This window comes from Metabacillus rhizosphaerae, from assembly GCF_037201795.1.
In the GTDB taxonomy this organism is placed as follows: domain Bacteria; phylum Bacillota; class Bacilli; order Bacillales; family Bacillaceae; genus Metabacillus; species Metabacillus rhizosphaerae.
The window spans coordinates 5,119,131-5,145,425 of the sequence record NZ_CP147403.1; the positions used below are offsets into that span (position 1 = coordinate 5,119,131).

At 35.0% G+C, this 26,295-nt stretch carries 25 protein-coding genes and 3 pseudogenes; 6 read left to right on the forward strand and 22 right to left on the reverse strand.

Annotated features, from left to right (window positions below):
• Window positions 1–164 precede the first annotated feature (164 nt).
• From WCV66_RS24370 to WCV66_RS24380, 3 genes are all read left to right on the forward strand, one after another.
• Entirely contained in the window at window positions 165–1,409 is a 1,245-nt protein-coding gene (locus WCV66_RS24370) for a helix-turn-helix domain-containing protein (RefSeq protein ID WP_413789611.1), read from the forward strand.
• A gap of 230 nt (window positions 1,410–1,639) precedes the next feature.
• Window positions 1,640–2,293, forward strand: a complete 654-nt coding sequence (locus WCV66_RS24375; protein ID WP_338787198.1) for a DUF1801 domain-containing protein — start codon at window positions 1,640–1,642, stop codon at window positions 2,291–2,293.
• 334 nt (window positions 2,294–2,627) lie between these two features.
• On the forward strand, window positions 2,628–3,515 hold the full coding sequence (locus tag WCV66_RS24380) for a hypothetical protein (protein WP_338787199.1): 888 nt from the start codon (window positions 2,628–2,630) through the stop codon (window positions 3,513–3,515).
• A 205-nt stretch (window positions 3,516–3,720) separates the two neighbouring features.
• Here the strand turns inward: WCV66_RS24380 and WCV66_RS24385 are convergent, their stop codons facing one another.
• The 4 genes from WCV66_RS24385 to WCV66_RS24400 form a co-directional block, all read right to left on the reverse strand.
• Window positions 3,721–4,203 (reverse strand): SRPBCC family protein, encoded by a 483-nt coding sequence (locus tag WCV66_RS24385; RefSeq protein ID WP_413789612.1) that lies wholly within the window; start codon window positions 4,201–4,203, stop codon window positions 3,721–3,723.
• A gap of 127 nt (window positions 4,204–4,330) precedes the next feature.
• Window positions 4,331–5,365, reverse strand: coding sequence for a phosphotransferase (locus WCV66_RS24390; protein ID WP_338787200.1), 1,035 nt, complete (start codon window positions 5,363–5,365; stop codon window positions 4,331–4,333).
• A 27-nt stretch (window positions 5,366–5,392) separates the two neighbouring features.
• Window positions 5,393–5,932: a chromate transporter gene (locus tag WCV66_RS24395; protein WP_338787201.1), complete on the reverse strand. Its 540-nt coding sequence runs from the start codon at window positions 5,930–5,932 to the stop codon at window positions 5,393–5,395.
• A 1-nt stretch (window position 5,933) separates the two neighbouring features.
• On the reverse strand, window positions 5,934–6,560 hold the full coding sequence (locus WCV66_RS24400) for a chromate transporter (protein WP_338787202.1): 627 nt from the start codon (window positions 6,558–6,560) through the stop codon (window positions 5,934–5,936).
• A 229-nt stretch (window positions 6,561–6,789) separates the two neighbouring features.
• Between WCV66_RS24400 and WCV66_RS24405 the strand changes: the two genes are divergently transcribed.
• On the forward strand, window positions 6,790–7,668 hold the full coding sequence (locus WCV66_RS24405) for a LysR family transcriptional regulator (protein WP_066324116.1): 879 nt from the start codon (window positions 6,790–6,792) through the stop codon (window positions 7,666–7,668).
• A 175-nt stretch (window positions 7,669–7,843) separates the two neighbouring features.
• Here the strand turns inward: WCV66_RS24405 and WCV66_RS24410 are convergent, their stop codons facing one another.
• From WCV66_RS24410 to WCV66_RS24465, 12 genes and pseudogenes are all read right to left on the reverse strand, one after another.
• Window positions 7,844–8,176, reverse strand: a complete 333-nt coding sequence (locus WCV66_RS24410) for a tyrosine-type recombinase/integrase (RefSeq protein WP_413789613.1) — start codon at window positions 8,174–8,176, stop codon at window positions 7,844–7,846.
• Between the two features lie 586 nt (window positions 8,177–8,762).
• Entirely contained in the window at window positions 8,763–9,929 is a 1,167-nt protein-coding gene (locus tag WCV66_RS24415; RefSeq protein ID WP_338787203.1) for an MFS transporter, read from the reverse strand.
• Window positions 9,930–10,612: 683 nt separating this feature from the next.
• Window positions 10,613–12,037, reverse strand: a complete 1,425-nt coding sequence (locus WCV66_RS24420) for a 6-phospho-beta-glucosidase (protein WP_338787204.1) — start codon at window positions 12,035–12,037, stop codon at window positions 10,613–10,615.
• Window positions 12,038–12,048: 11 nt separating this feature from the next.
• Window positions 12,049–13,902, reverse strand: coding sequence for a beta-glucoside-specific PTS transporter subunit IIABC (locus WCV66_RS24425; RefSeq protein ID WP_338787205.1), 1,854 nt, complete (start codon window positions 13,900–13,902; stop codon window positions 12,049–12,051).
• 376 nt (window positions 13,903–14,278) lie between these two features.
• Window positions 14,279–15,166, reverse strand: coding sequence for a MurR/RpiR family transcriptional regulator (locus tag WCV66_RS24430; protein ID WP_338787206.1), 888 nt, complete (start codon window positions 15,164–15,166; stop codon window positions 14,279–14,281).
• A 304-nt stretch (window positions 15,167–15,470) separates the two neighbouring features.
• Window positions 15,471–15,650, reverse strand: coding sequence for a hypothetical protein (locus WCV66_RS24435; protein WP_338787207.1), 180 nt, complete (start codon window positions 15,648–15,650; stop codon window positions 15,471–15,473).
• Window positions 15,651–15,964: 314 nt separating this feature from the next.
• Window positions 15,965–16,189, reverse strand: a complete 225-nt coding sequence (locus WCV66_RS24440) for a hypothetical protein (RefSeq protein ID WP_338787208.1) — start codon at window positions 16,187–16,189, stop codon at window positions 15,965–15,967.
• A 704-nt stretch (window positions 16,190–16,893) separates the two neighbouring features.
• Window positions 16,894–17,013, reverse strand: a pseudogene (locus WCV66_RS24445) (carbohydrate ABC transporter permease); the annotation flags it as partial.
• Between the two features lie 85 nt (window positions 17,014–17,098).
• Window positions 17,099–17,662 (reverse strand): annotated as a pseudogene (locus tag WCV66_RS24450) (tyrosine-type recombinase/integrase); the annotation flags it as partial.
• Window positions 17,598–17,774, reverse strand: a complete 177-nt coding sequence (locus tag WCV66_RS24455) for a hypothetical protein (protein WP_338789574.1) — start codon at window positions 17,772–17,774, stop codon at window positions 17,598–17,600. The pseudogene WCV66_RS24450 and the gene WCV66_RS24455, both read right to left, overlap by 65 nt.
• Before the next feature lie 14 nt (window positions 17,775–17,788).
• Window positions 17,789–18,013 (reverse strand): tyrosine-type recombinase/integrase, encoded by a 225-nt coding sequence (locus tag WCV66_RS24460; RefSeq protein ID WP_338787209.1) that lies wholly within the window; start codon window positions 18,011–18,013, stop codon window positions 17,789–17,791.
• A 246-nt stretch (window positions 18,014–18,259) separates the two neighbouring features.
• Window positions 18,260–19,126 carry an alpha/beta hydrolase gene (locus tag WCV66_RS24465; protein ID WP_338787210.1) on the reverse strand — a complete coding sequence of 289 codons (867 nt, stop codon included), beginning with the start codon at window positions 19,124–19,126 and terminating at the stop codon, window positions 18,260–18,262.
• Between the two features lie 146 nt (window positions 19,127–19,272).
• Here WCV66_RS24465 and WCV66_RS24470 point away from each other — a divergent pair, with 146 nt between their 5' ends.
• Window positions 19,273–19,860 (forward strand): CGNR zinc finger domain-containing protein, encoded by a 588-nt coding sequence (locus tag WCV66_RS24470; protein ID WP_338787211.1) that lies wholly within the window; start codon window positions 19,273–19,275, stop codon window positions 19,858–19,860.
• A gap of 271 nt (window positions 19,861–20,131) precedes the next feature.
• Here the strand turns inward: WCV66_RS24470 and WCV66_RS24475 are convergent, their stop codons facing one another.
• From WCV66_RS24475 to WCV66_RS24485, 3 genes are all read right to left on the reverse strand, one after another.
• A complete protein-coding gene (locus tag WCV66_RS24475) occupies window positions 20,132–20,419 on the reverse strand; it encodes a DUF1450 domain-containing protein (protein WP_338787212.1) in 288 nt (95 codons plus the stop codon).
• Between the two features lie 99 nt (window positions 20,420–20,518).
• A complete protein-coding gene (locus tag WCV66_RS24480; protein ID WP_338789549.1) occupies window positions 20,519–20,749 on the reverse strand; it encodes a hypothetical protein in 231 nt (76 codons plus the stop codon).
• A gap of 173 nt (window positions 20,750–20,922) precedes the next feature.
• On the reverse strand, window positions 20,923–21,381 hold the full coding sequence (locus tag WCV66_RS24485) for an OsmC family protein (RefSeq protein ID WP_338787213.1): 459 nt from the start codon (window positions 21,379–21,381) through the stop codon (window positions 20,923–20,925).
• A 296-nt stretch (window positions 21,382–21,677) separates the two neighbouring features.
• Between WCV66_RS24485 and WCV66_RS24490 the strand changes: the two genes are divergently transcribed.
• Entirely contained in the window at window positions 21,678–22,355 is a 678-nt protein-coding gene (locus WCV66_RS24490) for a GntR family transcriptional regulator (RefSeq protein WP_338787214.1), read from the forward strand.
• A 248-nt stretch (window positions 22,356–22,603) separates the two neighbouring features.
• Here the strand turns inward: WCV66_RS24490 and WCV66_RS24495 are convergent.
• From WCV66_RS24495 to WCV66_RS24505, 3 genes and pseudogenes are all read right to left on the reverse strand, one after another.
• A pseudogene (locus WCV66_RS24495) lies at window positions 22,604–23,991 on the reverse strand (6-phospho-beta-glucosidase).
• Window positions 23,992–24,133: 142 nt separating this feature from the next.
• Window positions 24,134–25,552: an MFS transporter gene (locus WCV66_RS24500; protein WP_338787215.1), complete on the reverse strand. Its 1,419-nt coding sequence runs from the start codon at window positions 25,550–25,552 to the stop codon at window positions 24,134–24,136.
• A 38-nt stretch (window positions 25,553–25,590) separates the two neighbouring features.
• Window positions 25,591–26,199 (reverse strand): nitrite reductase, encoded by a 609-nt coding sequence (locus WCV66_RS24505; protein WP_338787216.1) that lies wholly within the window; start codon window positions 26,197–26,199, stop codon window positions 25,591–25,593.
• Window positions 26,200–26,295 lie beyond the last annotated feature (96 nt).

Consider the following 26,295-nt stretch of genomic DNA (forward strand, 5'->3'; position numbering starts at 1 on the left):
CTCCAAGAAAGTAATTTAAGTAACCGCTTTCTAATTTCTATAAACCAATTATAAATAGTAACCTATTTATTTTTTGGTATTTATTTAATAATTTTGTCTTTTTTTAAATATTTTATTTTAGGTATGATATGCTTATATAAATAGTAATTTTTGAGGAGATGGAAATGAAATTACAGGATTTACAGTATATTTGCAAACTAATTTATGAAGCCAATAACATGTCTGTCATTTACCTAAATGAAGATGAAGAAGTGGAGTTTGAATATACTACTTCTAATAGGAGGAATCCTTTCAACAAGTCTCTACAGGATTTGTTGAAACAATTTCACTTATCTAAGGATCTATTTACATTTCCTTTATTAGGAACAACACAATTCTATGAAAACTATTTTTTAATTCATATAAATAATCAAAATCAATACAAAGGGATAATCATTGTAGGCCCAACTCTTTCAACAGAACTTACAAATGAAAGGCTAAGTTCACTTGTTTATGATCTGTCAGATCGAAAGGATTTACGTGAGGAGTTAATTCATTATTATCAATCACTTCCACGGGTATCTACTATCAAATTTATCACCATTAGTGTGCAGCTTTACTATATGATCTATCAAGAAGCACTAGATCCTGCAGATATTATTCTTAAAAATAATTCAGTTGTAGGTCAAAATTTAAACATAACAGATCCACATATTAGCATCTCACAGAGACGTGAAAATGTGTCGTTTCACCATGATTTTATGTATGAAAAAAAGATCTTTCAATGTATAAAAGAAGGTAGAAAAGATGAATTTTTAAAAATCTTTAAGTTAAGTCCAGAACATGGTGAAATGGGGGTATTATCTAAAAAAAGTCATTTGCGAAGTAAAAAAAACCTGGGGATTTCAGCTATCACTTTAGCTACCCGCGCAGCAATGGATGGTGGTCTTCATCATGAAATTGCCTATACCCTAAGCGACTTATATATTCAAGACTTAGAGGAATTACCTGATACGAAAAAAGTTGATGCATTTTTGGAACAAGCCTTAAGTGATTTCGCTGAGCGCGTCCGAAAAAATAAGCAACAGAAATACTCAAAACCAATTAATATGTGTTTAAATTATATCTTTACCCACCTTTACGAGGATATAACACTTACAAGCCTGGCTATAATTGTAGATATGCATCCTAATTATTTATCCTCTCTATTCAAAAAAGAAGTAGGTATTTCAATAGCTGAATATATTCAACGTACAAAAATAGATGAAGCAAAGTCGTTGTTAACATTTACTGACTATTCCTTATTGAAAATTTCCACCATGTTAAACTTTCATGACCAAAGTTATTTTACTAAGGTCTTCAAAAAATATACTGGAATCACTCCGAAGAAGTTTAAAAATAGTACCTCTGTGGGGGCTATGACTGATTAATTATTTAGCATAATGAAAAGCGCAAGTGCCTTGATCAGCCTCAGGCACCTCGAGGGCTAGGCGCTGGAGCTAGACACCAAAACTAAGTACAAAACTATACTTTCTTACCTTTTAAAAAAGGTTGATGAATATCCAAATAAAGAAAAAAGTGACAGAAAGAATTGGAGAAACCCGAGAATGATCATTCTTGACTGTCAGCTGATCGATAAATTGAAATGGAGTGTTCCTTAATGACAAATAGTAGAATGAATCCTAAGGTTGACGAATATTTAAGTAACGCAAAAAAGTGGAAGGAAGAATCTGAGAAATTGAGAAAGATCGTTCTTGACTGTGAACTGACCGAAGAATTTAAGTGGATGCATCCTTGTTATACGTTTGAGAAAAAAAACATCGTTTTAATACACGGATTTAAAGAATATTGTGCGCTTCTGTTTCACAAAGGTGCTTTGTTAAAGGATGCCCATGGGATTCTAATCCAACAAACGGAAAATGTACAGGCGGCGCGCCAGATTCGGTTCACCAATGTTCAAGAAATAGTTGAAATGGAACCTATCTTGAAAGCTTATATTCATGAAGCCATTGAAGTTGAAAAAGCCGGTTTGGAAGTGAATTTTAAAAAGAAAACAGAAGAAATCATCATTCCTGAAGAACTTCAAAATAAATTCGATGAAATCCCCGCCTTGAAAACTGCTTTTGAAAGCTTGACACCCGGACGGCAAAGAGCCTACATTTTTCATTTTTCTCAGCCCAAACAATCCAAAACTCGAGTATCAAGGATTGAAAAATGTATGGAGAAAATTCTGGGTGGAAAGGGATTAAATGATTGCACTTGTGGACGATCACAAAAGATGCCTAACTGTGACGGCTCTCACAAGTACATTTGATGAGAAAATATATTAAACAAACTTTAAGGTATGACCTCACTTAGCAAAATACTGCAAACAAAAGTGTACCCCTTGGCTTTTTGCTGAAAGGTACGCTTTTTATTTGGAACTTATTATACTAACCAGCCAGGGAGTTGAATAGTGAAAATTAAAAAAAATGTAAAATATGGAACCTTTCACAATGAAATTCGTAATAGTAATGAAGAAAGTATCGTTTTAGTGAAGGGTTTAATATTACGGGATACTCTTTTTGTTTTCTGTAGTTAAAACAACAGCTGTACTATTTTTAGATTAAAAGCTATTAAAATGTTCTAATAGGAATGAGGGAGATTAGATGGAATGGTTACTCCTGCTTGCAGTAGTTATTTGGTTTATTTTATTTTTACGCAAAAAACTCTCATTTAAATTTAGTTTATCTCCAATATCATTAGAGATAAAACCAATTAAAGGGTTAAAAAAACTAAGTGATGACCTGGAGAAGTCTCTAAGTAATAGTTATATGGAAAACGTAGAAGAAAGGGTAAAGAGAGAGAATAAGTTAAAAGAAAATGAGTACAAGTGGCGTCTATTAGATTTAAAACGTTATTTTATTTTGACTTCTCTATTAAAAGAGTCTCCAATGTTTAGCCAGAAAGTCGATGAACTGTGGCATCAGATGCTCATGTTCACCCGTGAGTATGATGATTTTTCGAAGAAATATCTAGGGACTATTCTTCATCACAGTCCAAATGTAAATGTAGTACCTGATCCTGATTTGCGAGGATTTTTTGATTGGGTGTATGCTGAACTTTTTCACATAAGAAAAGAGAATATCCATCTTTATAAGGGGTTTTTCAGGTACCCTGTACACCCGGATATCATTGATGAGTTTAAAAATTTACCAGAAAATGAACTTATAGATATATATTTTAATAGTGATACCAAATATAGTACTACTGTACTCTCGCTTATCTCTTCCATGAAAAAAACTGCAAATAAGGTAAAAGATTATGAAAAAAGCGTAATACGAGAAAAAATGAAAAAAAGCAAAAGTCAGGAAAATTATAACACAATGCTCGTTCCTTTCTTATCTGTTTCTTATTTTCATTATGATGAATTTACAAGTTACATGAAAATTAGCAGCAACAGTTCATCAAGTTGTACAAGTTGCGGATCGGCTAGCTCCTGTAGTTCTTGCTCGTCCGGTAGTTCTTGCTCAAGCTGTGGCGGGGGTGGAGATTAATAAAAGATCCTATTAGAATTTTAAATGCTTAATATAAAATTTGGTGTCACTAATTCAATAGGACGTTAAATTAAAACGCTTGGATTATTTACATTATCAAGACCTAAATGATAAAAATCCTTAAAGCTAAAGGAGAACACATATTAGATATGACTAATATGTGTTCTCCTTTTAGCGCCCTTTCGTATAATGGAATATCTTTTTTTTAACGTCCTATATTAAATGCTTCACTATAGATTTTACGCAGTTCAGTTGAGTTATCGTGCCACTTAATTGGTTTACCATTGAAAATTTGCATCAATACATCCAGACACCTATGCCATCCTGCCGCGGTATTAACTGCCCATGAATCATCGTTAAAAGTATGGATAAAGATCATTCGACACCCTTTATCCTCTTCCTGCAATGAAATGTTTATAAGATCATCAACTTCACGGAAACCAAATAAATATGGCTTTTCTAACTCTGTAATGGTCCCCTTATATGTCGTTCCTTCACCGTCATCGAAGGCAATATTGCCACCCAGTCTGAGATCCATCTCCCCTGTTGCGAAAGGGTACCATTGGGAGAAGTAACAAGGATTCGTTATAAAAAGGAAAACATCTTCAGGATTATGTGGAAAAAATCGTTCAAATCTTAAAGCATAACGACCGTTTGACTTATGTAGTGTACCATTTTCATTCATCATTTCATCCTCCTTCTCACGTTTACAACGAACAATTATCGACGATTGTTGAAGTACTTATTTAAGCTGGCATTGGAAAACGGTAGTGCTGTTCATTTGATTCATCCGATAGTTCAAAAGGATGTTAAATCTAATGATTCTTTATTATAGCCTCGACTGTTCTGACATTCGGTTCGATACGATCCCAACGATTCATACAATGGTACACTATCATTTCCAAATCATTTTCATTTTGTTCTTCTAGCGTGTTTCGATACAGAATATTCATTATCCAATTGGTAAGATTGCGAAGATGATGGCGATAGGAATAAAAACGCAATAAATCGAAATTTATGGTCACATCTTGACCGTAATACTTTTTATAAGAGGAAAAGAACACATCAAACTCCTTGTCTATATAACCAACTAAATCAAATTCTGGCGGGGCAACCAATGCAGATTCCCAATCAATAAAATATAGTCCATTAGAATTACGTATAATATTTCCCCCCCATAAATCTCCGTGACATAATACCATGTCTTTTTTATCTTTTATAATAAGTTCCCGAAGTTTCCGAACGTAATTCAGTAAGAAAAAAATTCTTTCCTTCTTCAATAACACTTGCTCGCGTAATGTTTTTATTATGTTGTTGTCTGATGTAATGATACCTTCAAGTACGGATATACACTTCTCTAGATCTTTTTCAAAAGAGATGTCAAAGGTTTCCGTTAAAATCTGAGAGGAGTTTATATAATGGGTAATCCGATGTATGATAGCCATGGATTGAGCAATTTCTTCAAGAAGCTCTTCTGAGAAGGGATATGCTTCTGCCAATGTCTCTCCCTCTATAAAGTTAAACATTACTAAAGTTATCTCGTTTAACGTTGTTTTCAAGTCCCCGATTTGATTTTTTATTGGAAATGTAATGTTTTGAAATAGTTTTTGATGATACAATTGCAAAGTTAACGGCAAATAGTATGTAAGTCGTTCAATACTTCTTCTTTGTCTATCATTTCCATGGTCAAATAGTTTCAGATAGTATCGGTCACCATTATTACAATTTACATAGTAAGAATAAGCTGAATCCCCCATTGGAATAAAAGCTATACTTTCAACCTTTATCCCATAATGTTTGTTGAGATTACGTATTAGTACGTTATCGTTAATAGCATATCTAACTTCCAAACAGTTCACTCCTTCAACTCCACTTTGTTATGAATAAATTGCAGCTCCCAAAACACCTGACATCACTATGACTAATGCAGGGTGAATTCTAAGCTTTATTAAAGAAAATAGAGACAATGCGAATATAACTAGTAAGCTACCTGAATACCAAGAAAAAGAATCTAATAAATGATTGCTGATTGCAAATTTAATCGCTGCATAACCAATTAGGCCTGTAATAATTGGACGTAATCCATAAAATGCAGATTCAACATGCTTATTTTTACTAATTCGATAGAAAAAGGTTGCAATGATTATAACAAGCAACAAGGACGGAATCACCATACCTAATCCAGCTGCGATTGCACCTGTGATCCCATTAATCTGGTACCCTACAAATATCGCACTATTAGTGGCAATTGGTCCAGGCGACATCCCCGCAATTGCAATAACATCTGTAAACTGTTGTGTCGTCATCCAGCCTTTATTGATAATCTCCATCTCAATGACAGGGATCATCGCATACCCTCCACCAAATGAGACAAAACCAATTAATAAGAACATCCAAAATAGTTCAAATAAGATCATGTTAAATTCCATCTCCCATATAGCATTCTAGTTGCTGTGCAGGTGTACTCTTTTCCTTTTTAATCTTTACTGAGTAACCCAATTTCCGCTTAACGTTAACAAGTAGAATACCTAGAATAATACCAAAGAAGATGATTAATACCGGATGGAGATGAAGGAAAAACAGAATCGCCATAGAACCAACCGAAATAACTAATGTTGTTTTATCAATGATCGCCGTTTTACCAATCATATAACCTGCATATACAATCAAGGCAACAATCGAAGCACGAATCGCCTGAAAGGCCGCTTCTATTTTAGGGTTGTTCTGGATCTGGAGAAAAACAATACTAAGTACAACAACAATAAGGAAGGTTGGTAAAAACACTCCTAATAATGCTGCAATTGCCCCCCTAATCCCTCCTATTCGATAGCCTATAAATGTTGAAGAATTTATGGCAATTGCCCCAGGAATTGATTCCGCAATCGCAAATACGTCGGTTACATCCTCATGATTTATCCATTTCTTTTTATCTACTACTTCTCTTTCAATAAGCGGAATCATCGCATACCCTCCACCAAAGGTAACTGGACCAATTTTTAAGAAGGTCCAAAAGATTTGAAATAATTTTTTTGTTTCTTCCTTCATAAAATTCTCCATCCCTTTTTTCAATATTTCTACCAATGACATTGATGAATTTTTAATTATTTTTTTATCTTATCTATACGATATCACGCTTTCTTAAGAAGGGATATTGCAACAAATGCATAGGTTATAACAGATCGTTATACTTCCTTTGGAGTTCTTCTGATATGGACATATGGTAATATTGTATTATACGAATAATCGGTACGATAACTTTGTAGGAGGAGTTTCCTTGAACATCGATAGTTTGAAAACGTTTTGTTTAGTAGTTGATGAGGGGAGTATTAGCCAAGCGGCAAGATTAAGTTTTGTTTCCCAGCCTGCTGTAACAAGACAGATTCGGCAGCTTGAGAATCTTTATGGGACCCTTTTATTTGATCGAACAGAAGGAAAATTAATTGTTACAGAAACAGGGAAAATGCTTTATCCTTTCGCAAAAGCGATTATTAACGACTTTAACCGATCCAAAGAAGTGATCTTGCAGGCTACAGGCGAGTACAATTCTAACATTAGGGTAGGTGCATCACTGACAATAGGCGAATTCCTTTTACCAAATTTACTAGGTCGTTTTAAAAAATTGACACCTGAAATTAACGTAACATTAACTATAAAAAACACTCCGAGTGTGTTAGAGGATTTAGCGAACGATGTAATTGATATCGGCTTGGTTGAAGGAATTGTTGAAGATAAAAAATTCACTGTCACTAAATTTGCTGATGATGAATTAATTCTCGTTTATCCAGCAGACCACCCTTGGGGAGAAAAATCAGAAATAGATATTAACGAATTGGCTAATGAACGAATGATTTGGCGAGAATCCATATCAGGAACACGACTAATTATCGAAAACGCCTTAAAAGAGCATGGGGTATTAGATAAAATTGAAAACTACATGGAGATCGGAAGTACCCAAGCAATAAAAAGTGCGGTAGAATCAGGCCTTGGAGTAAGTATTCTCTCAAGATTAACCGTTGCAAGAGAATTGGAGCTAGGCTTTTTGAAGGAAATGAAAATTTCAGGAATTAATATAAAAAGAAGCTTATGGCTTGTTAAAAAACCTCAAAGGTTTAATAGAAATAGTGTTACTAGTTTTGTTGAATTTATTAAATAATCATCGAGATACATACAATTGCATTTGTGTTTCAATTATTATTATTACGATAAATAATAAAGCAACCTGAATCTTTTTCGAAAGAGAACTAAGGTTGCTTTTGAATGTCTTTCTTACTAGTGCTCGTAAAAAAGATATTTTACGCGGAATTCCCTTTCTACTTTAAAGTGATACATTACATCCATTCATCATACATTTCCTTTCGAGCATGACTATATAATCGTGCATATAGTTGTTTTTGATGCGGACTATCATGCCCTAATAAATCTTGAATAAATGCTAATGGCATTCCTTTTATAGCTAAGTGAGCAGCAAACGTATGGCGTAATGTATGAGGACTAAGGTGAATGCCAAGGTCTTTTTTATATCTGTTAAACCTATCTTGTATGGTACGTATGCAAGCTGGTCCTGTCGCAGAAGGATTTATAAATACAAATGGAAGGATATCGTCTCTTTCTTCTAAGTACTTCTTTAGATATTCTCCACAAGAACGTGTAAATAATACCATTCGTGCTTTCTTACGTTTTCCATTCGGAATAGTAAGGAATTTAAAGCAAAGGTTTTACTTGAAAATAGAAGCTTCACTTTGAAACTGAATCCTTTTCCCCCTTTTTCCCCCTCATGGAGAAATTTTGATTTACAGTAATATATATATTCATTATTACAATAAGTTTTTTAGTTATAAACTTACAATCTTTATGACTAATGCTTCATTAATAGACATTAGCCTAGCGAGGAAATTTCAAACAATAGGTTTTCTCTGTGGTGTGTTCTAATAAAAATGGTCTAAAAGCCGAGCGTTGCAGAAAAAGGTCATAGGATGCCCATCGTACTGAACGCTCTTTTAAATTCTTCTTCAAGAACCGCCCCGTTAATTTAGTACATTTCTTCACAATCTCTATCCTGTTTCAACCTTTACCTTTCACAATCATGCCTTTTAAATATAAAAGTAACTTCTTTAGATTCTCTAGCTATATCCCCCAATCCCCAACTTGAACGTCTACCAATCTATTAGTAAGTGAACTAAACTAATTGTGTGGGAGCATATAGATTCATTGCTTCCTTTATCCATTTGCTCCTCACTTAAGTGTAAATTAATTGGCATTTCTGATTAAGGAGTGATTCTCATTATCTTTTTTCAATCTTCTAGTATAAAGAGTAAACAATAACATAGAAAAGACTACGGACATAGCACTAACTGTAAATAACACTTGATAGCTAGCATACTGAGAAACCCAGCCTAATATAATAGCTCCTAGTCCTATTCCAAGGTCGGTAGCTGTTGAAAAAGAAGCATTAGCAATTCCTGTACGATTTGGACTAACAAGTCGAATCGTTGCTGCTTGAAGAGCTGGCTGAGAGGAACCGAAGCCAATGCCATATATAACTGCTGAAATAAGCATTCCCAACACATTGGTCGAGAAACTTAGAATGATTAAAGCCAAGATTGTAACAACAAGTGAAGGGATAATAACAATTACCTCACTATAGCGATCTGAAAGTTTTCCTGCTATCGGACGTACTAAGATAATAGTGACTGCATAGACAAGGAAAAAAGTGCCTGAGTTAACATTTATTGAATCAGCAAATAGTGGTATGAAGGTTGTTATGCCACCATATGCAATAAATAAAAAGAAGACTGAGATAGAGATGGGTAAAACTGATCTTTCAAAGAGTTGAATTTTCCCTGTACTTTCTCGAGGCTTTTCAGGTATCTTAGCTCCAATAGTTAAGCAAAGAGCTACTACCGCAAGGCCACATGCATATAAAAATAAAGAATAATAGGAAAAATTCTGTGCTAACCATAAACCGAACATCGGTCCTATTGCCATCGCTAATGTCATAGCCATTCCAGCCCAGCCTAGCCCTTCTCCTCGTCGAGTAGTCGGAATAAGATCGGTAATACCAGTAAGAAAAGAAGTTGTAGAGAATCCCCATGTGATACCGTGAAATGCTCTTAAGACCATTAAAACAAAGATTCCACCAATCCAATTATACAAATACATTGCAGTGCCGAAGCAAAGCAACCCAAAAATAAGAAACTGACGACTACCAAACCTATCTAAAAGCCAGCCAACGAATGGCCGAATGATAACAGCAGATAACATAAATACGCCCATCACAAGCCCAACCTGTGATTCGTTTCCACCGATTTCCTTAATAAACAGAGGAAGTGTTGGATATAGCATATAAAATGATACAAATAAGCAAAACATCCCAATTGTCATAAGAATAAATGACTTTGACCACAAGCGTTCCATTTTTCACTTCTCCCCTCACATGTAATTAAAATATGGTTTTACTTTTGTTAAAAATACAAGGTCAATGCCTCTCAATGACGTAATACTTAATCAAATTGACCTCATTTTTAAAGATTCATACATTAATATGAAGGTTTACAATCATTAACCGTTTTGTTCATTCGCACTTACCCAGAATTTTTCACCGGGAGCAAGAACATGTAACCGACGGTCCCATTCACTAATCCTTGGAGCAACTTCCATCGGGTTTCCATTGAGAGACTTAATGTTCTAAGCGAAAGGCTCTAGCAATAGAAATTCCAGAAGATGAAGAAATACCATTGATCGGCTTTCTATCTTTTATATTGAGGTGTAAAATCTATCAATCTATCATTTAAATTTTAATTAATCGGACTACAAATTCCTCTACTTTGAAAGTCCTTCCCATACCATTACCTCATCGATACTTGCAATTACCTCTGATTCATTATCAAAATTAGCAATTACCTTCACACTTGCACCTTTGGAATATCTAATGACTTGACCCCCATAATAGATTTCAAGTTTATAACCAAACCTTTGTTTCCTAACGTACGTTGATTCATATTAATTCTCCTCTCTCTAGTTTTTTTATAAAACAAAAGAATGGAGCTAAACACCATTTTTCTGTTGTTATTTTTATTAAACTGTAATGCAATTGTTTTCTATAATTCTTCACCATTTGAAGCAATCACTTTTTTGTACCACTCAAACGATTTTTTCTTCGTACGTGCTAACGTTCCATTGCCTTCATCATCACGATTTACATAAATGAAACCGTAACGTTTACTCATTTGCCCAGTACTAGCTGCAACTAAATCAATACAACCCCAAGTCGTATAACCAAGTAGTTCCACCCCATCAATTTCAACTGCTTCCTTAAATGCTTGGATGTGTTTTTTCAAGTAATCAATGCGGTAATCATCTTCTACATAACCGTTCTCGTCAGGTGTATCGGTTGCTCCTAATCCATTCTCAACAATGAATAATGGTTTCTGATAGCGATCATACATTTGATTCAAAGAATTTCTTAAACCTAATGGATCAATTTGCCAGCCCCATTCAGTTGAGGGAAGATGTTCATTTTTTATAGATGGGAATAGATTTCCTGTAGCTTGAGCGTAATCTTCCGGATGTGCACTAACCGTACGAGAACAATAATAAGAGAATGTCACAAAGTCAATTGGTGATGCCGCAAGAATTTCTTTGTCGCCATCTTCCATTTGAATGTTTAACCCTTCTCGTTCAAATTTTTTTAGCGCATAATTTGGGTATTTTCCTCTCGCTTGAACATCAATAAAAAAATATCCTTCACGGTCGCGGTTGATAGCCTCATGATAATCTTCTGGTCTACAGGTGTATGGATAGTGACTTCCACCAGCTAACATACAACCAACCATATTTTCAGCATCTACTTCATGGGCAATTTTAGTTGCCAAAGCACTTGCAACTAATTGATGATGGGCTGCTTGATATTTAATTTCTTGTTTATTATCTTCTTCTTTGAAGACAATTCCTCCGCCTACAAATGGTTGATGAAGCAAAATATTAATTTCATTGATCGTTAACCAATATTTTACTAATCCTTTGTATCGCTTCATTACCGCTTCAGCATAACGGGCATAAAAGTCAATCAATTTTCTATTTTTCCAGCCACCATATTCTTTAATTAAATGAACAGGCACATCGAAATGGGCAATCGTTACTAAAGGTTCAATATTATGTTTTCTTAACTCTTTGAAAATAGATTCGTAAAAAGCTAACCCTTTCTCATTTGGCTCTGAATCATCTCCATTAGGAAAAATCCGTGACCAAGAAAGAGACATACGGTACACTTTAAAACCCATTTCCGCAAATAATTGAATGTCTTCCATATATCGATGATACATATCAATTGCTGCTTTAGCAGGATAATAATAACCATCTTGCCATTCAAGCATCTCCATATCCCCTGCAGCTACTTTTTTGCGATCTGGACCAGTTGGAAGTAGGTCTACATTTGATAGACCTCTCCCATCTTCAAGCACGCCACCTTCTGCTTGGTTCGCAGCGGTTGCACCGCCCCATAAAAAGTTCTTGTCTAATCCCATGATTACTCCTCCTAAACACTTACTGAAAATACAGCTTTTTCTTTTTGAGTCTGTCCTTCTATTAATGTTTCAAATTTAGAATATTGTGGTGTATTTGTTACAACAATAGGAACCTGTGTCACATAACCTGCTTCCTTTATCTTTTCTAAGTCAAATGTTAATAATAATTGTCCTTTCTTAATTGGCTGTTCCGCCTCCACGAAGGCTTCAAAGTATTTTCCATTCAACTCAACGGTATTAATTCCAACATGAATAAGTACTTCAACGCCGGTATCTGAAACTAAACCAATTGCATGTTTGCTAGGAAAAATAGTGACTACCTTTCCATCAAATGGGGCAACTACCCTTCCTTCTGATGGCTCAATCGCAAAACCTTTCCCTAGTGCTTCAGACGCAAAAGCCTCATCTTTTACTTCACTGATTGGAAACACTTGACCCTCAATCGGATTTCTTATAATAGTATTCTCTAAGATTAATTCTTTCTTTTCTGATTCAATACTTTCTTCCTCATTTTTTTCAAATTTAAAGCTTAAGAAATACGCTAAAACACATGTAATAACGGCTGTAATTACTAGTGCGATCAATATATTTATCAGATTTCCAATATCTTCTCCTATATATAACGGAATTGCTGGTAATCCACTTGTGCCAGTTGTATAACGAACTGTATGTGTAATCCCTGCATAAAGTCCACCAATACCTCCTCCTATAATAGCGGCAATTAATGGGTATTTCTTCGGCAATGCTATACTATACAATCCTGGTTCAGTAATCCCCATCAACGCAGTGATACCGTTCGCAGATGCCAACTGTTTTGATTTTTTACTTTTTGTTCTTATACTTACCATTAATATTGCAACACCCATGGCGATATTAGATACAATTGCTCCTGGTCCAAAAATACCTTCATAACCAAAAGCAGTTAATTGCATAACTCCTAATGGAGCTATACCATGGTGCAGGCCGAACATAACCATAATTGGAAGGAATGCTCCAATAAGCGTTGGCGCAATCCATGCACCATACTCTTGCATAAATTCAAATCCCATAGCCAAGTATTCTCCAGCATAAGAACCAATAGGACCTATAATCAGTAATGCTAATAAACCAGTAATAAATATAGTGAACATTGGAACAAACACAATTTTCACAGCATTTGGTATGATCTTCTTAAAGAATCCTTCAATATATCTTTGGACAGCAACAATTAGTAAAATCGGAATAACTGATGTTCCATAAGCTACCAGTCTCATTGGAATGCCAAAAACCGTCACTGCATCACCTGCTACTACTAATGCGCTAAAATTTGGATGCAATAAAATCCCCGCCAAAGCTACAGCTAGATAAGGACTACATTTTAATTTGGTAGCCGCAGAATAAGCTAGAAAAACTGGAAGGAAATAGAATACGGAGTCTGCCATAAAGTTAATAACATAATAAGTTTGAGAGTCATTTGACACTAAATCAAATAAGACTAACAGTGCTAGTAAAGCTTTAACCATCCCAGCTCCAGAAATAGCTGGAATAACAGGACTGAATGTTCCTGAAATAAAATCTATTAATTTATTAAGTACATTTCGATTATCTTTCGGCACCAACTGTTCATCTAAATTTGGTGAAACAAACTTCGTGACTTCCTCATAAACTTCTTCAACATGAGTACCAATAACAACTTGGAATTGTCCACCGCTTTCAATTACATTGGCAACTCCTTCTAAACTCTTCAATCCTTCTTTATCTGCTTTTTTATTGTCAAACAATACAAATCGCAAACGAGTTTGACAGTGTGCTAATGTGGAGACATTTTCAGATCCACCAACTCTATCCGCAATTAACTTTGCTAATTGTTCATATTTTTTACTCATATTCTTGCTCCTCTCCTTATTTACGTTCTCACTTTAGCACTAAAAGATATCGCTTCCAATACTTTTTAGAGGTCTTGAAACGTATTTCATCATTTCATGTCAAAACGAAGGAAAACATGAAATAAAATGAAACAAACAGTTAAAAAAGCTCGTATTTGATTGTCCTTAAGCGAATGTGTTCGTTAATCTTATACTAGAGATTTTAATTTTCGCTACATCGAAATCACTACTTAGCGGAGATTTATACCCTCTATCCTAAAAAAATAATGATTCATGTTCACTCTTCTATTGATACAGCTAATATCTACATATTTGTCAAAACGTATAAAAAAATAGCTATAAAAGACATCATTTGTCCTTATAGCTATACATAATGTTATTCCACTAAATCTTTAAAAGTCGCTTGGCGCTCTGGTTCAAGGACTTTTGAATTTAATATCTTAAAATCTTTATTTTTTTCGAAGTCTAATGCAAATACTTTTGCATATAAGATATTTAGGATAAACATAATCGATTCTTCGGTAGCAAAATTTGATATTTTAGAATACAGCCTTTCTTTGCTGGAAATATTTAAGACAACATCAGAATAATCTCTTAAGTAATTGAACCCTCCACTTGTAATCCCAATAATTGGAACTTCATTATTTAAGAGAAATTTAATATTACTTGTTGGACTACGATCTGGGTTATTCCCGGAATAGGAGATAATTACAGCACAATCTTTTTTCGTTAATGTTTTAGATATAAGCCCTGACTCTCCAGGTGAAGGTGTTAAGGCTTTCTTTCGAATCGAGAATAGTTTTCTTTTAAACAATTCTCCATAATAACTATTTGGACTAACTCCATAGATTACAACTGTTTCTGCCTGATTGATTATTTTTGCAGCTTTATTAATATCTTCAACTGACATAAGAGAAACAGTATCTTTTATACTTTGAATTTGCAAACAACTTACCTTCTCGATAATTTCAAGAGTATCATCGTTAGCATCGAATGGAAAATTAGGATTCACATCATTATATTCATTATCCTTTTGTACGACAGTTTCATGAGCAAAAGCATACATGAATTCTTTCCAGCCAGAGTATCCTAAACTTTTTGCAAATCGGACTAAAGTTGGCTTGGAGGTGAATGTCAAATTCGCAACATCATTCATACTATATTTATCGATATCATCTCGGTTTCCCAATAAAAATTCTCCAATAAATCGCCTAGCATCACTGTATTGAACAATTACTTCTTCGATTCTTTGAAATAGATACACCTATCTCACCTCCTAGCTTATTATTATATCAACTATTGTAAATCAATTAAAAACACCAGTATGAACTAGGGGTTTGTGCTGCGCTGAAAGTCTCTGTTACCACCTCTGCATAGCATCTGCTTAGGTAGAATCATTACAGAATTAACATCCATATCGTTTCACGTGATTTCAACTTCTATTATAATGTCACAATTTCTTGAATTGCGAACTAATTATTTGAAGCCTTTAAATCATTTGACAATCCGTTCTAACAATTAATCTTTAGTTATTTTTTGAACATTCTTACAATGTAAATATGACTTTATTATATTTTACCTTCAATTTCTTCTTCCCCAACGCCGATATAAGTAACCTTACTCTCTGGGATACACACACGATAGGTAACAATTCCTACACCAGCAACCTCTTTTAAGAATTCTAAGAAAGGAATGTTAGAGATTACCTCGAGTACCTTATCTTTAATAAATTTCTTTGAAATAATCAATTTTACTACTTGAGAATCTGTTTTAAACTCTGAATAGACCCCTTTACCGCTCAAATGCTGTTTAAATGTAAAAAGACTGTGGGCAAACCAATTTCAATTTCATCGAGTTTGTCTACAATTGGAATTTTCCTTTTAAAAGCAACTTTATAATAAAATATTATTGATTTTATTATGAAGTTGCTTTTATCTCCGAAAATGTTTTTATACTGATGATAATGGTGTTGTATCTAATCTTTCAGCGATTTCACTAAACTTAAGATAATTTTCTTCTTTCAATTTTAATTAATCTTTTTTTCTCCAATTTGGACTACTGCTTATAGCTCCATTAATTCCTCAGCCCTCTTTGTCAACGAGACTGCTGAAGATTCGATTTCTTGCATGGAAGCTAATTGTTCTTCGGTATCAGCAGAAATATTTTGCGTACCAGAATTAGTATCTTCAGAGACTTGTTTTACTAATTTAACGACCTCAACCATTTGCTCTATACCTAGTCGTAATTGGTCAACTGAAGTGGATACATCTGTTATTTGCTTATTCACTTCATCAACAGCACTGCCTATTTCACAAAAGTTGTTCCTGCTTGATTAACAATCCCAATCCCCTCTCCTACTTCAATCTGGCCTGTTGTGCGGAAGAAAGAGATATGGTTAGAATCTGGTGTTTCATCCTTCAAGACGTGTTAATAACACTTATCGTTAGAGAGTAAAACACAAAATATATAGAATTTGACAGATTAGAACCATAATTTGTAACTTAGTAGATTTCAGTGATACTAAAGCTATACAAACAACAAAAAAGCCCCAATCCCTCACTACCAAGGAATTGAAGTTTCTTACTCTGATGATCCGAGATGGATTCGAACCCCTTCCCCCTACCCTGTAAAAATTGATGGGGAAAAATAGAGTTAAATCTAATAAAACTGAGTTAAATAAGTATTGGTAAATCAACGTTTTTTGGCTTGTGGTTGTAAAAATACGTTAATTAAAACCGATCAAATAAATTAAGTCTGTGCAATTTGGAGTATCTGGGTAAAAAACAAAACACAGCAGTTGTAGATGGGAAGATGCCGAGTGAAACCTGGTAAAATGATTACAAAGTAAATCGGATATTCGATAAATTCCTTCCATAAAACAATCTTTTAATACAAAAACTCCCTCTTTACCGTTGCCATTACTATATATGTCCAAGAGAAATAGTCCTTATCAATTATGAAAGGACTATCTCAGTACACACAGACACGCATTCAACCTTTAACAGAACCTATTGCAATTCCCTTTACTAGATATTTTTGAAAAAATGGATATACTATCAAAATCGGTAATACTCCGATTACTGCAATCGCCATTCGTACTCCTGTTGTGGGAATTTGTGATGCAGCTTGACTGGCATTCTATAGGCATACCTTTTATGGCCAAATGTGCTGCAAATGTATGTCGTAAAGTATGTGGGGTAATTTCAATATGAAGTTGTTGCCTATAGTTCGAAAAATTACCTTGTATAGTGCGTATGCATACTTTTCTAGTAGCACTTTTATTTACAAAAAAAACGGTAGATTATCACTTCTATTATGCAGATAAGCCTTTAAATGTTCTTCACAAAGTCTTGTAAATAAGAGAATTCTTCCTTTCTTACGTTTCTTTTCGAATATAAATTATTCTTTCTGACCAATCAATATCCTCTTTTTTTATTTCAGCCAACTTGCCAATTCGGACACCAGTGGCATACAGAACCTCAACGATTGCTCTGTCTTGTAATTTTCCTTCTACATACTTTCTTAATTGAATTAATTGTCTAATCTCTAAGTACCGAGGTAGCTTGTCCTCAATTTCTGGAAAAGTAATAGAATTTAATGGATTATTAGATACGAACTTCTCTTCTACACAATATTGATAAAACAACTTTAACCCAAACAACTTGGCTTTAACAGTTATAGACTTATAACCCTTTTCATTTAGATGTAACAACCAGTTTTCTAATATCACGAGACAGGATTTCTTCAAACGGTTTATCACAATACTGTAATAGTTGTTTAATGGCTCTTTGATATAGATCTATTGTTTTTTGGTCTAAGTGAAACATAAAATCTTCTTTGAACTTTTGTATACAATTTTCTGATGTTAGCACAAATAAACTCCTCCTTATCCCATGAACTTCCAATACATAGAAATAATCTCTCTTTTTGGAAGTCTTGCATATATCTGAGTTGTAGAAATATCACTATGTCCCATTTCATCTCCTATGAAAGATAAATCAGCTCCTATTGCTATTAATTCAGTTGCAAAAGTATGACGAAATCGATGAGGATGTAAACGAGTAGTAAGCCCAGCTTCTCTTCCAACGTCTCTAACTAGATCCTGTATCATACGAACACTTAATCGATTACCGGTACTCGTAATAAAGAGTGGCGGAGTATTCTGGGACCGTAACGTTCTAATAAAACTGCACACTTATCTGTAAAATGTACATGTCTAATCTTTTTTCCTTTTCCTGTAACAAAAATTAGCCGGGGTTTTTCAACCAGCGGCTGTCATTTCAATTTTATCGGGTTTCTTCACGTCACAATTTACATCTATCGAAGATAAAAAGCTAATAACTACTTACGGTTATAACTACTTTAAACGTTCTTTTAAAAATTGTTTTATAAGATTAGTAATAACGTCTAAATCCTCTTCTAAAGCAAAATGCCCTGTGTTTAATAAATGAACGTCACAATCTTTTAGATCTCTCTGAAAAGCCAAGGCACCTTCAGGTCCAAAGAAAGCATCATTTTTTCCCCATACAACCAAAGTAGGAGGTTGATATGTTCTAAAATATTCCTGCCAACTAGGGTATTGTTTAACGTTGTTTCGATAATCATAAAATAATGCAAGCTGAATTTCCTTATTTCCCGGCCGATCTAAAACAAATTGGTCTATATTCCATGCATCAGGACTAATTCGTTCAGGGTTACGAGTCCCATTTATATATAGAGTCTTAGTAAATGAAGATTCTGCTGATAATAGAGCTCTCAAATTATTCTTATTTTCCTCAGAAGGATCTTCCCATAAAGCACGTATCGGATCCCAGGCAGACAATAATCCTTCTTCATAAGAATTTCCATTCTGAGTGATAATTGCTTGAATTCGTTCAGGATAATTGTTTGCCATTCTGAATCCTACTGGTGCACCATAATCTTGAACGTAAATACTGAATCTTTCCAGTTTTAATTTTTTCACAAAATCATTAGTTACATGGGCTAAGTTATCAAAGGTATATTCAAATTCATCTAATCCGGGCTGATCACTATTTCCGAAGCCTGGAAAGTCCGGCGCAATAATATGATATTCATCCATCAATTGAGTGATTAAGTTTCGATACATATGAGAGGAAGACGGAAACCCATGAAGTAATAGAATTGTAGGATTACTGCTGTTACCAGCTTCTCGATAAAAGATATTAATGTTATTAATTTTTACTGTTTTGTAGTGTACTAACATATTTTCTCCTCCTTATTTTGAACATATTCGCAAAGCCTCATTTTATAACCACTAAAATACTCTTTTAATGGTTATATCCTACTACATTCATTCTAACTTGTAAATATAATTTTAACGGTTATAATAAGGGTCGAGGTGAAACATTCATGGACAAATTACAGTTCGTATTAGGTGGATCTACATGGATTAATCTAGTTAATACTAAGTATAGCTCCAATAAACAAACCGTTGATATCCTTCACAATCCATCAAAAACTATTCAGTGGATGGGGGAAAATAATCTATTACGCGAGTCTGACTCGCTTGCTATTGAAAACGAAAAAGACTCGCTTGTCCCAATAATTGAAGAGCTCCAATCGCTTCGTGACTTTAGCAATGTGATACTGTCTGACTTAAAACAACACGGAGAACTCACTCTAAACACTATCGAACAATTGAAAATACTTGTTGAACAGATAAACGTTAGTTTGACTATAGTTTCGAAACACAACAAATTAATATTAGTCTCTGAAGGAATAACAGCTAGAGATCATGTGCTATATAATATTGTTTACTCAATTATTAACACATTGGATAGTATCTCTATCGACCGTATTAGGAAGTGTGAACATCAGGATTGCATTCTACATTTTGTCGACACATCTAAGTCTGGAAAAAGACGATGGTGCAGTATGGAGCTATGCGGTAATCGTAAAAAGGCGGCCGATTTTTATGCAAGGAAAAATAAGAAGTAAAAAAAGGTATTGGAACAAATAGAATCATGCGACGAGGTATTTTTTTATTCGATTACTGATTATTTTTTGTTTATCTTTCTTTAAAACAACTGGATTATTGATAAGTAATTTTAATTTTCACTTTATACGTCCCAATAGAAAAAGGCAAAACCCTACCCCTACCTTTACTTCTAAGGTGATCGGTTTTGCCTGTCTCCATAGTTTAACCCCGTTCGTTTTTTGCATGTTCAATACATTTTAAAAATTCCTAAGTTGCCCTTTCTAGAGAAGATTAGAGATTAATATCTTTTTTTTCTACAATTAGTTTAATCTTTTTTAATAACTCTTTTGATGTTACAGCAGTAATAAATTCTCCGTTAACAATTGCATAAGGTGAAAGTTTACATTCCTTACACCAACTTTGACATTCATATTCTTTGCATTTAATGTTCTTTTGACTAAGAAAAGCTTCTTCATACTCTGATTCAGTTTCACCAGTTAAAAAACGATTTAGGTTCTTCTCACAAAACTCTATTTTTGTGGTCTTTTCTTTTGAAAAAAGTTTTTTAATCGTTCTCACTTTTTGCATCCTTTATAATTGTATTTGTAAAGGGGAGAATTCAGATCGAGTTTAGAATGGTCTAACAACTTCGTGAAAAAAAGTTTAAAGTTTAAACCATTACCTGGATCTGGTGTACATCACGTAAATTTGTTCTACCTTTTCCTTTAATCGTTCAAAGCGAACAAATCGATCCTCGCGGATATATTCTTTTTGATCGATGATCAAAAGCAGAATAGGAGTTGTTAAAATTAAGAATTTTTCTGCTACCTCCTCAACCTTGCTAGCATCAATGTGTCCAAGACTGATGAGTGGGTAATGATCAAGCAGTTCTCTTAACTTAGGTAAAATAGCATGACATGTACTACAATCAGTTGTGGATACATTTAAGAAGCCTTTTCATGATTTTCAAGAAAATCTTCTACCATTTTCAGTGTAGTTAGTTCATTTACCTTTTTCATCAAATACTCCTTCTATACGTTCTCTAAATTGTCTTTAATTTTCCCCTTCCATTACAAGCTGATTCAATTACTCTCATCTACCTGTGATGCAAGAGATACCTTACCTTCAATCATGATTTGAACATCTGCCTTTTTCAGCATATTTCCAATTGCACATGCTTTGTCTGCAGCCTGAATAGTTCTGTTAGCAGATTCGATCTGATCTTTTGTTGCATCAACAGATAAAATAACTTTTGGATAATGAGTAATTTTAAAGCCCTCTTCCTTTGAATTTGTTGCCTCAGTATTCATAGTAAGCCCTGTTACATTTAGTTTTCTAGCTTCAAGCATAGCAACAAGGGTCATCGAATAACAAGCTGCAGCAGAACTTACAATTAATCCTTTAGGTTCTGCACCTTCTCCTATACCGCCTAAAGATTCAGGTATAGCGATGCTTGTTTCAAAATTATTTGACTCCATTCTCCCATTACCTTTTGTATTTCCATACCAAACCGTCTTTAAATTTGTTTTTGATTCAGACATGCGTTTCCACTCCTAAATTTAATTTTATAAAGTTAACTAGTTTACTAGTTATCTGTTTAAGTATTAAATATAAGTAAGATCATTGTCAACTAAAATGCACATTTTATGAAACTGATTTTCCTATCCTATTTAACTTAAAAACATTGCATTTTTCTTTGAACGATCATGCTAAACAGTGCTCAAAGCTTACTTTTGATAATGAGACAAGGTTCAACAAAGCTTGATTTTTCATCCTTTCTTCATTATGCTAAGTACATCTATATAAGTAGTTAACCGAGAAAGTTGGTTGTTTAAACATGATACATTCAAAATTAGGTTTTAGAATTGATTCAAACTCTCCCTTACCAATCAACGTACAGATTAAGGAGCAAATAAAATGGCTAATAGGTAAAGGTATACTAAAACCTGGAGACACACTTCCTTCAACTAATGAGTTAGCGAATCAATTATCCATTAATCGAAATACAATTCAGGGAGTATATTCTCAACTTAAAGAAGAAGGTCTGTTACTCATACAAAAGGGACGGGGGACACAAGTTGCAAGTGAGGAAGAAATTACTAGATTCAAAATAGAAAATCCTTATCTTCCTTTTATAGAACAAACATTGAAGGATGCTTATGAAGTAGGTTTTAATGTTGAAAACGTATTGCTGTCTGGATTCGCTTATATGCAGCTGTTCGGCCAACCCCTGAAACGTAAAATGCATTATCTCTTTATTGAATGCAAAGTTGCTTCTTGTATCTTTTATCTAGATGAAATTAAACGGATGACATCTGCAGAAATTGATACAATTGATGTTTCTGAATTACCAGAACAAGCTCTTATTAAGGCTATTCAAAATGCTGATGTCATTGTGACACGCTCCGATCTAGTAGATAAGGTGAAGAAGTTTGCAGATGTGGCCCAAAAAACCGTCATCTCTGTTGGTTCAACGAACGATGTGTCACTATTGCTTAATATGTTAAGAGGGTAATAAAAATGGAAATACACATACAATGACTTACCTTGTACTGCATAAATAAATCCCATTCTTATTGTGGTTACATTGTTTTATATCGAACAAATATAAAAAAGCAGCCGATGAAGGTTATCCCCATGGACTGCTTTTAAACAAATGATCCTCTCGTTCAATTAGGTGTCTGTTCTAGATAAGCTAAGCTCTATACAAAAGGTCAGCCAACTCAACTCTTTTTTAGGATAGAATCATTATTATTCGGCTTTTTACAAAATCTCTCCGTTCGACTCAATCACGTTCTTATACCACTCAAACGATTTCTTCTTACTTCTATTGAGCGTCCCATTTCCTAAATTGTCTCTGTCCACATAAATAAATCCATCCCCACATTGTATAGCCCAATACATGTACACCATCTAGGTCAATTGCGTCTTTCATCGCTTTAATATGGGCTGATAGATAATTAATTCGATAATCATCTTTTATGTTTCCTTCATCATCCTCAGGTATATCATTAGCTCCTAGGCCATTCTCTACCACAAATAATGGTTTTTGATACCTGTCATATAATTCAATTAATATTATTCTCATACCTAAAGGGTCAATTTGCCATCCCCATTCAGAAGATGGTAAATATGGATTTTTAACAGAATCAAAGATATTTCCAGTCGCTTGCTCAGCTATTTCAGGATTAGCAGTACCAATACGAGACATATAATAAGAAAATGAGATAAAGTCAACGGTATTATTCTTTAATAATTCTTCATCGCCTTCCTCAATTTCAACTTGAATTCCTTCTCTTTCAAACTTTTTAAGCATATAAGCTGGATATTCTCCTCTTGCTTGAACATCCGAAAAGAAATAATCTTCTCTGTCTCTTAATTGACTTACAAGAACATCATCTGGATTACAGCTATATGGATAATGTTTTCCACCAGCTAACATACAACCTACTTGATTATTTGAGTCAATTTCATGAGCAATTTTTACCGCTAATGCGTTAGCAATTAATTCATGATGAGCAGCTTGGTATTTCACTCGTTTTGCCTCTACTTCATCTAAATCACCAACATATAGACCTGCTCCCATAAAAGGTGCATGTAAAACCATATTGATTTCATTAAAAGACAAGCCAATATTTTACTAACCCCTTATATCTCGTCAAAATGGTTCGACAATATTTTTCAAAAAAGCCTATCATCTCTCGACTACGCCATGAACCGTATTTTTCAACAAGATACATAGGAACATCAAAATGAGAAATTGTTACAAGTGGTTCAATATTGTATTTCTTACACTCTTTGAAAACATCTTCATAGTATTTCAAACCCTTCTCATTTGGCTTTTCTTCATCGCCATTCGGATAAATTCTTGTCCAAGAAATTGACATCCGATAAGTTTTAAAACCCATTTCTGCAAATAAAGCAATATCTTCTTTGTAACGGTGATATCCATCAATAGCATTCTTTGCTGGATAGAAATAATCTTCTTGAAAGTCGAACATTTTTTTCTCCCCGAAAACCACTGCTCGTCGATCTTCTCCTGTTGGCAACAGATCGACGTTTGCTAATCCACGTCCATCTTCATTATACGCACCTTCATATTGGTTAGCGGCAGTTGCTCCACCCCATAAAAAATTCTTTGGAAATCCCATATTAATACCGGGGTTACTTATTAGCAGCATAGGCACTCTTTTTAAACTGTCCGTAATGTGGGGCACAGTTCATTAGTAGCTTCGGGACTTTTCGTTTTATACTTTAAATAATTCAACTACTTGATATAAGAACGATTCGATTCTATGACTTTGACGATCGTACAAACAGTAATGCCGATACAGCGCCCGCAAAGGCCACCATACCAGACCAGAAAAATGCTTGTTGAAATCCCTCGTTCAGAGCAACGACCGAGTCTCCTGCGGTACTGGAGGCCGTTGTCGCTGCAGCAATTACAACCATGATAGCCAGGCTAATCGCCGCGCCGATCTGGGAAGTAGTATTGTATACTCCCGATACCAACCCTGATTCTTCCGGCTTGGCACCTGATATAGCCGCCGTTTGAGCTGGGATATAGGCTAATCCCCTACCGAGAGAAGCCAATAGTAAAGCCAGTAAGACGTTAGCTAAATAATTTCCATCTACTGGTGTGTCAAAAGAAAGCAAGAGCATGGAACCTCCAAGTGCGAGAAATCCAACAAATAAAACGGCTTTTAAACCGAATTTTTCAACCAATTTTCCAGCTATAAAAATCATAGTAATCGCTATTAGTATCGGCGCCGGAATTAAGGCCACTCCGGCTTCGAAGGGAGAAAATTTCAATACTTGCTGTAAGTACAACATAATGAAATAATTGAATGGAATCCACATTCCATTTAGCATGATAAGCGCAATATTGCCCGCGGCCAAGTTGGGAATCTTAAAAATGCGAAGCGGCATGAGTGGCTCCTTCTTCTTGGCCTGAATAAAAATAAATATGATGAATAACAAGGCCCCAATTGTCAATGTCCATACAGTAGTGGGTGAACTCCAGCCATTGTGTTCTGCGGTTACGATGCCGTAAACGAACAGGAATATAGCAACCGTAACGGAGATAGCTCCAGCGTAATCAATGCGGCTATTTCTACGTATGCCTTTCTGTAGGAGTCCTGGGGACAAGACCAAAGTGAGAATACCGATGGGAACGTTGATCAGAAACGTCCATCGCCAGCCCAGCCACTCCGTAATGATGCCTCCAAGGAATACACCGGCCAATCCTCCCGCCGCACCGGAAAGGCCCCAGAAAGCAAGCGCCTTATTCAATTCCTTCGGATTTGCGGAAAACAGTGTCATTACAATGGACATTGCAGCCGGTGTAATTAAAGCGGAACCGGCACCCTGGAGTGCACGTGCGACGTTTAGCACCGAATCATTCCAAGCTAATCCTGCAAGTAAAGACGCCAAGGTCAGGATTGAAAATCCCCACATGAATATGCGCCGTTGGCCGAACAAATCGCTCAACTTTCCTCCCAATAGCAGAAGTCCTCCGAAGAAAATAATATAGGCGTTCATCACCCATTGCAAACTCACCTGCGTATAGCCGAGCCCTTCTTTGATGGCTGGCAGGGCAACCTGCATGATCGTTGTATCCATGATAGTCAAGAAAAACGCAATGCACAATAAAGCAAGTGCTTTCCAGCGCTTCGGGTCAGCTTGCGCAAGCGTATGTGAATGTGTTGACATTATTCAATTCCCTCCAATTTTTTGATTTATTTTGAGTATTAACTTATTAATTGGTCTCTACCTATCCGGTTTAAAAATTTATAGAATGTCTCTCGCTTTTTACCCATTTGTGAATAAACACCGATAATCTTCTCAACAGTTTCATACAATTCTTCTGGTGTTAGATTCTCCTTTAGTAAGGAACCGACCTCAGCGTCTTTCCCTTTTGCTTTTCCTCCGACATATAAATTGTAATGATCTTTCATTTTCATGATCCCAATATCACTTAACATTGGCTCCCCACAACCAATGGGGCATCCTGTATAGGCAACCTTCAGGGTAAACGGGACGGCTTTCCCGGCAATACGGCGATTTAGCTCTTTTGCCACAGGCATTCCTTCCTCTTCTTCCCCTTTGCAAAAATTACAGGTTCGCAAGCTCTTTACAAAGTTTCCAACTGGATAGCATGCTAATCCAACACTCTGAAACTCTTCTATAATTGCCTCTTTTTGGTCCTCTGGAATTTCTAGATAAAGTTGTTGGAATGTTGTTAACTCAAGTTCCTCATCTTCGTTTAAATATTTTGATATTGTTAAAAGTTGTTTTGTGTTAAGTTTTGCCCCAAAACCTATCCCACCATTTATGGCGATCTTAATCTTTTTCACCATATTAATATCTCTCCCTCTTTTAAATTTTTAATTGATTAAATACTTTTAATATACCATACACTAGGAGGGTATCCACATGTTACTAATATTCCTGCT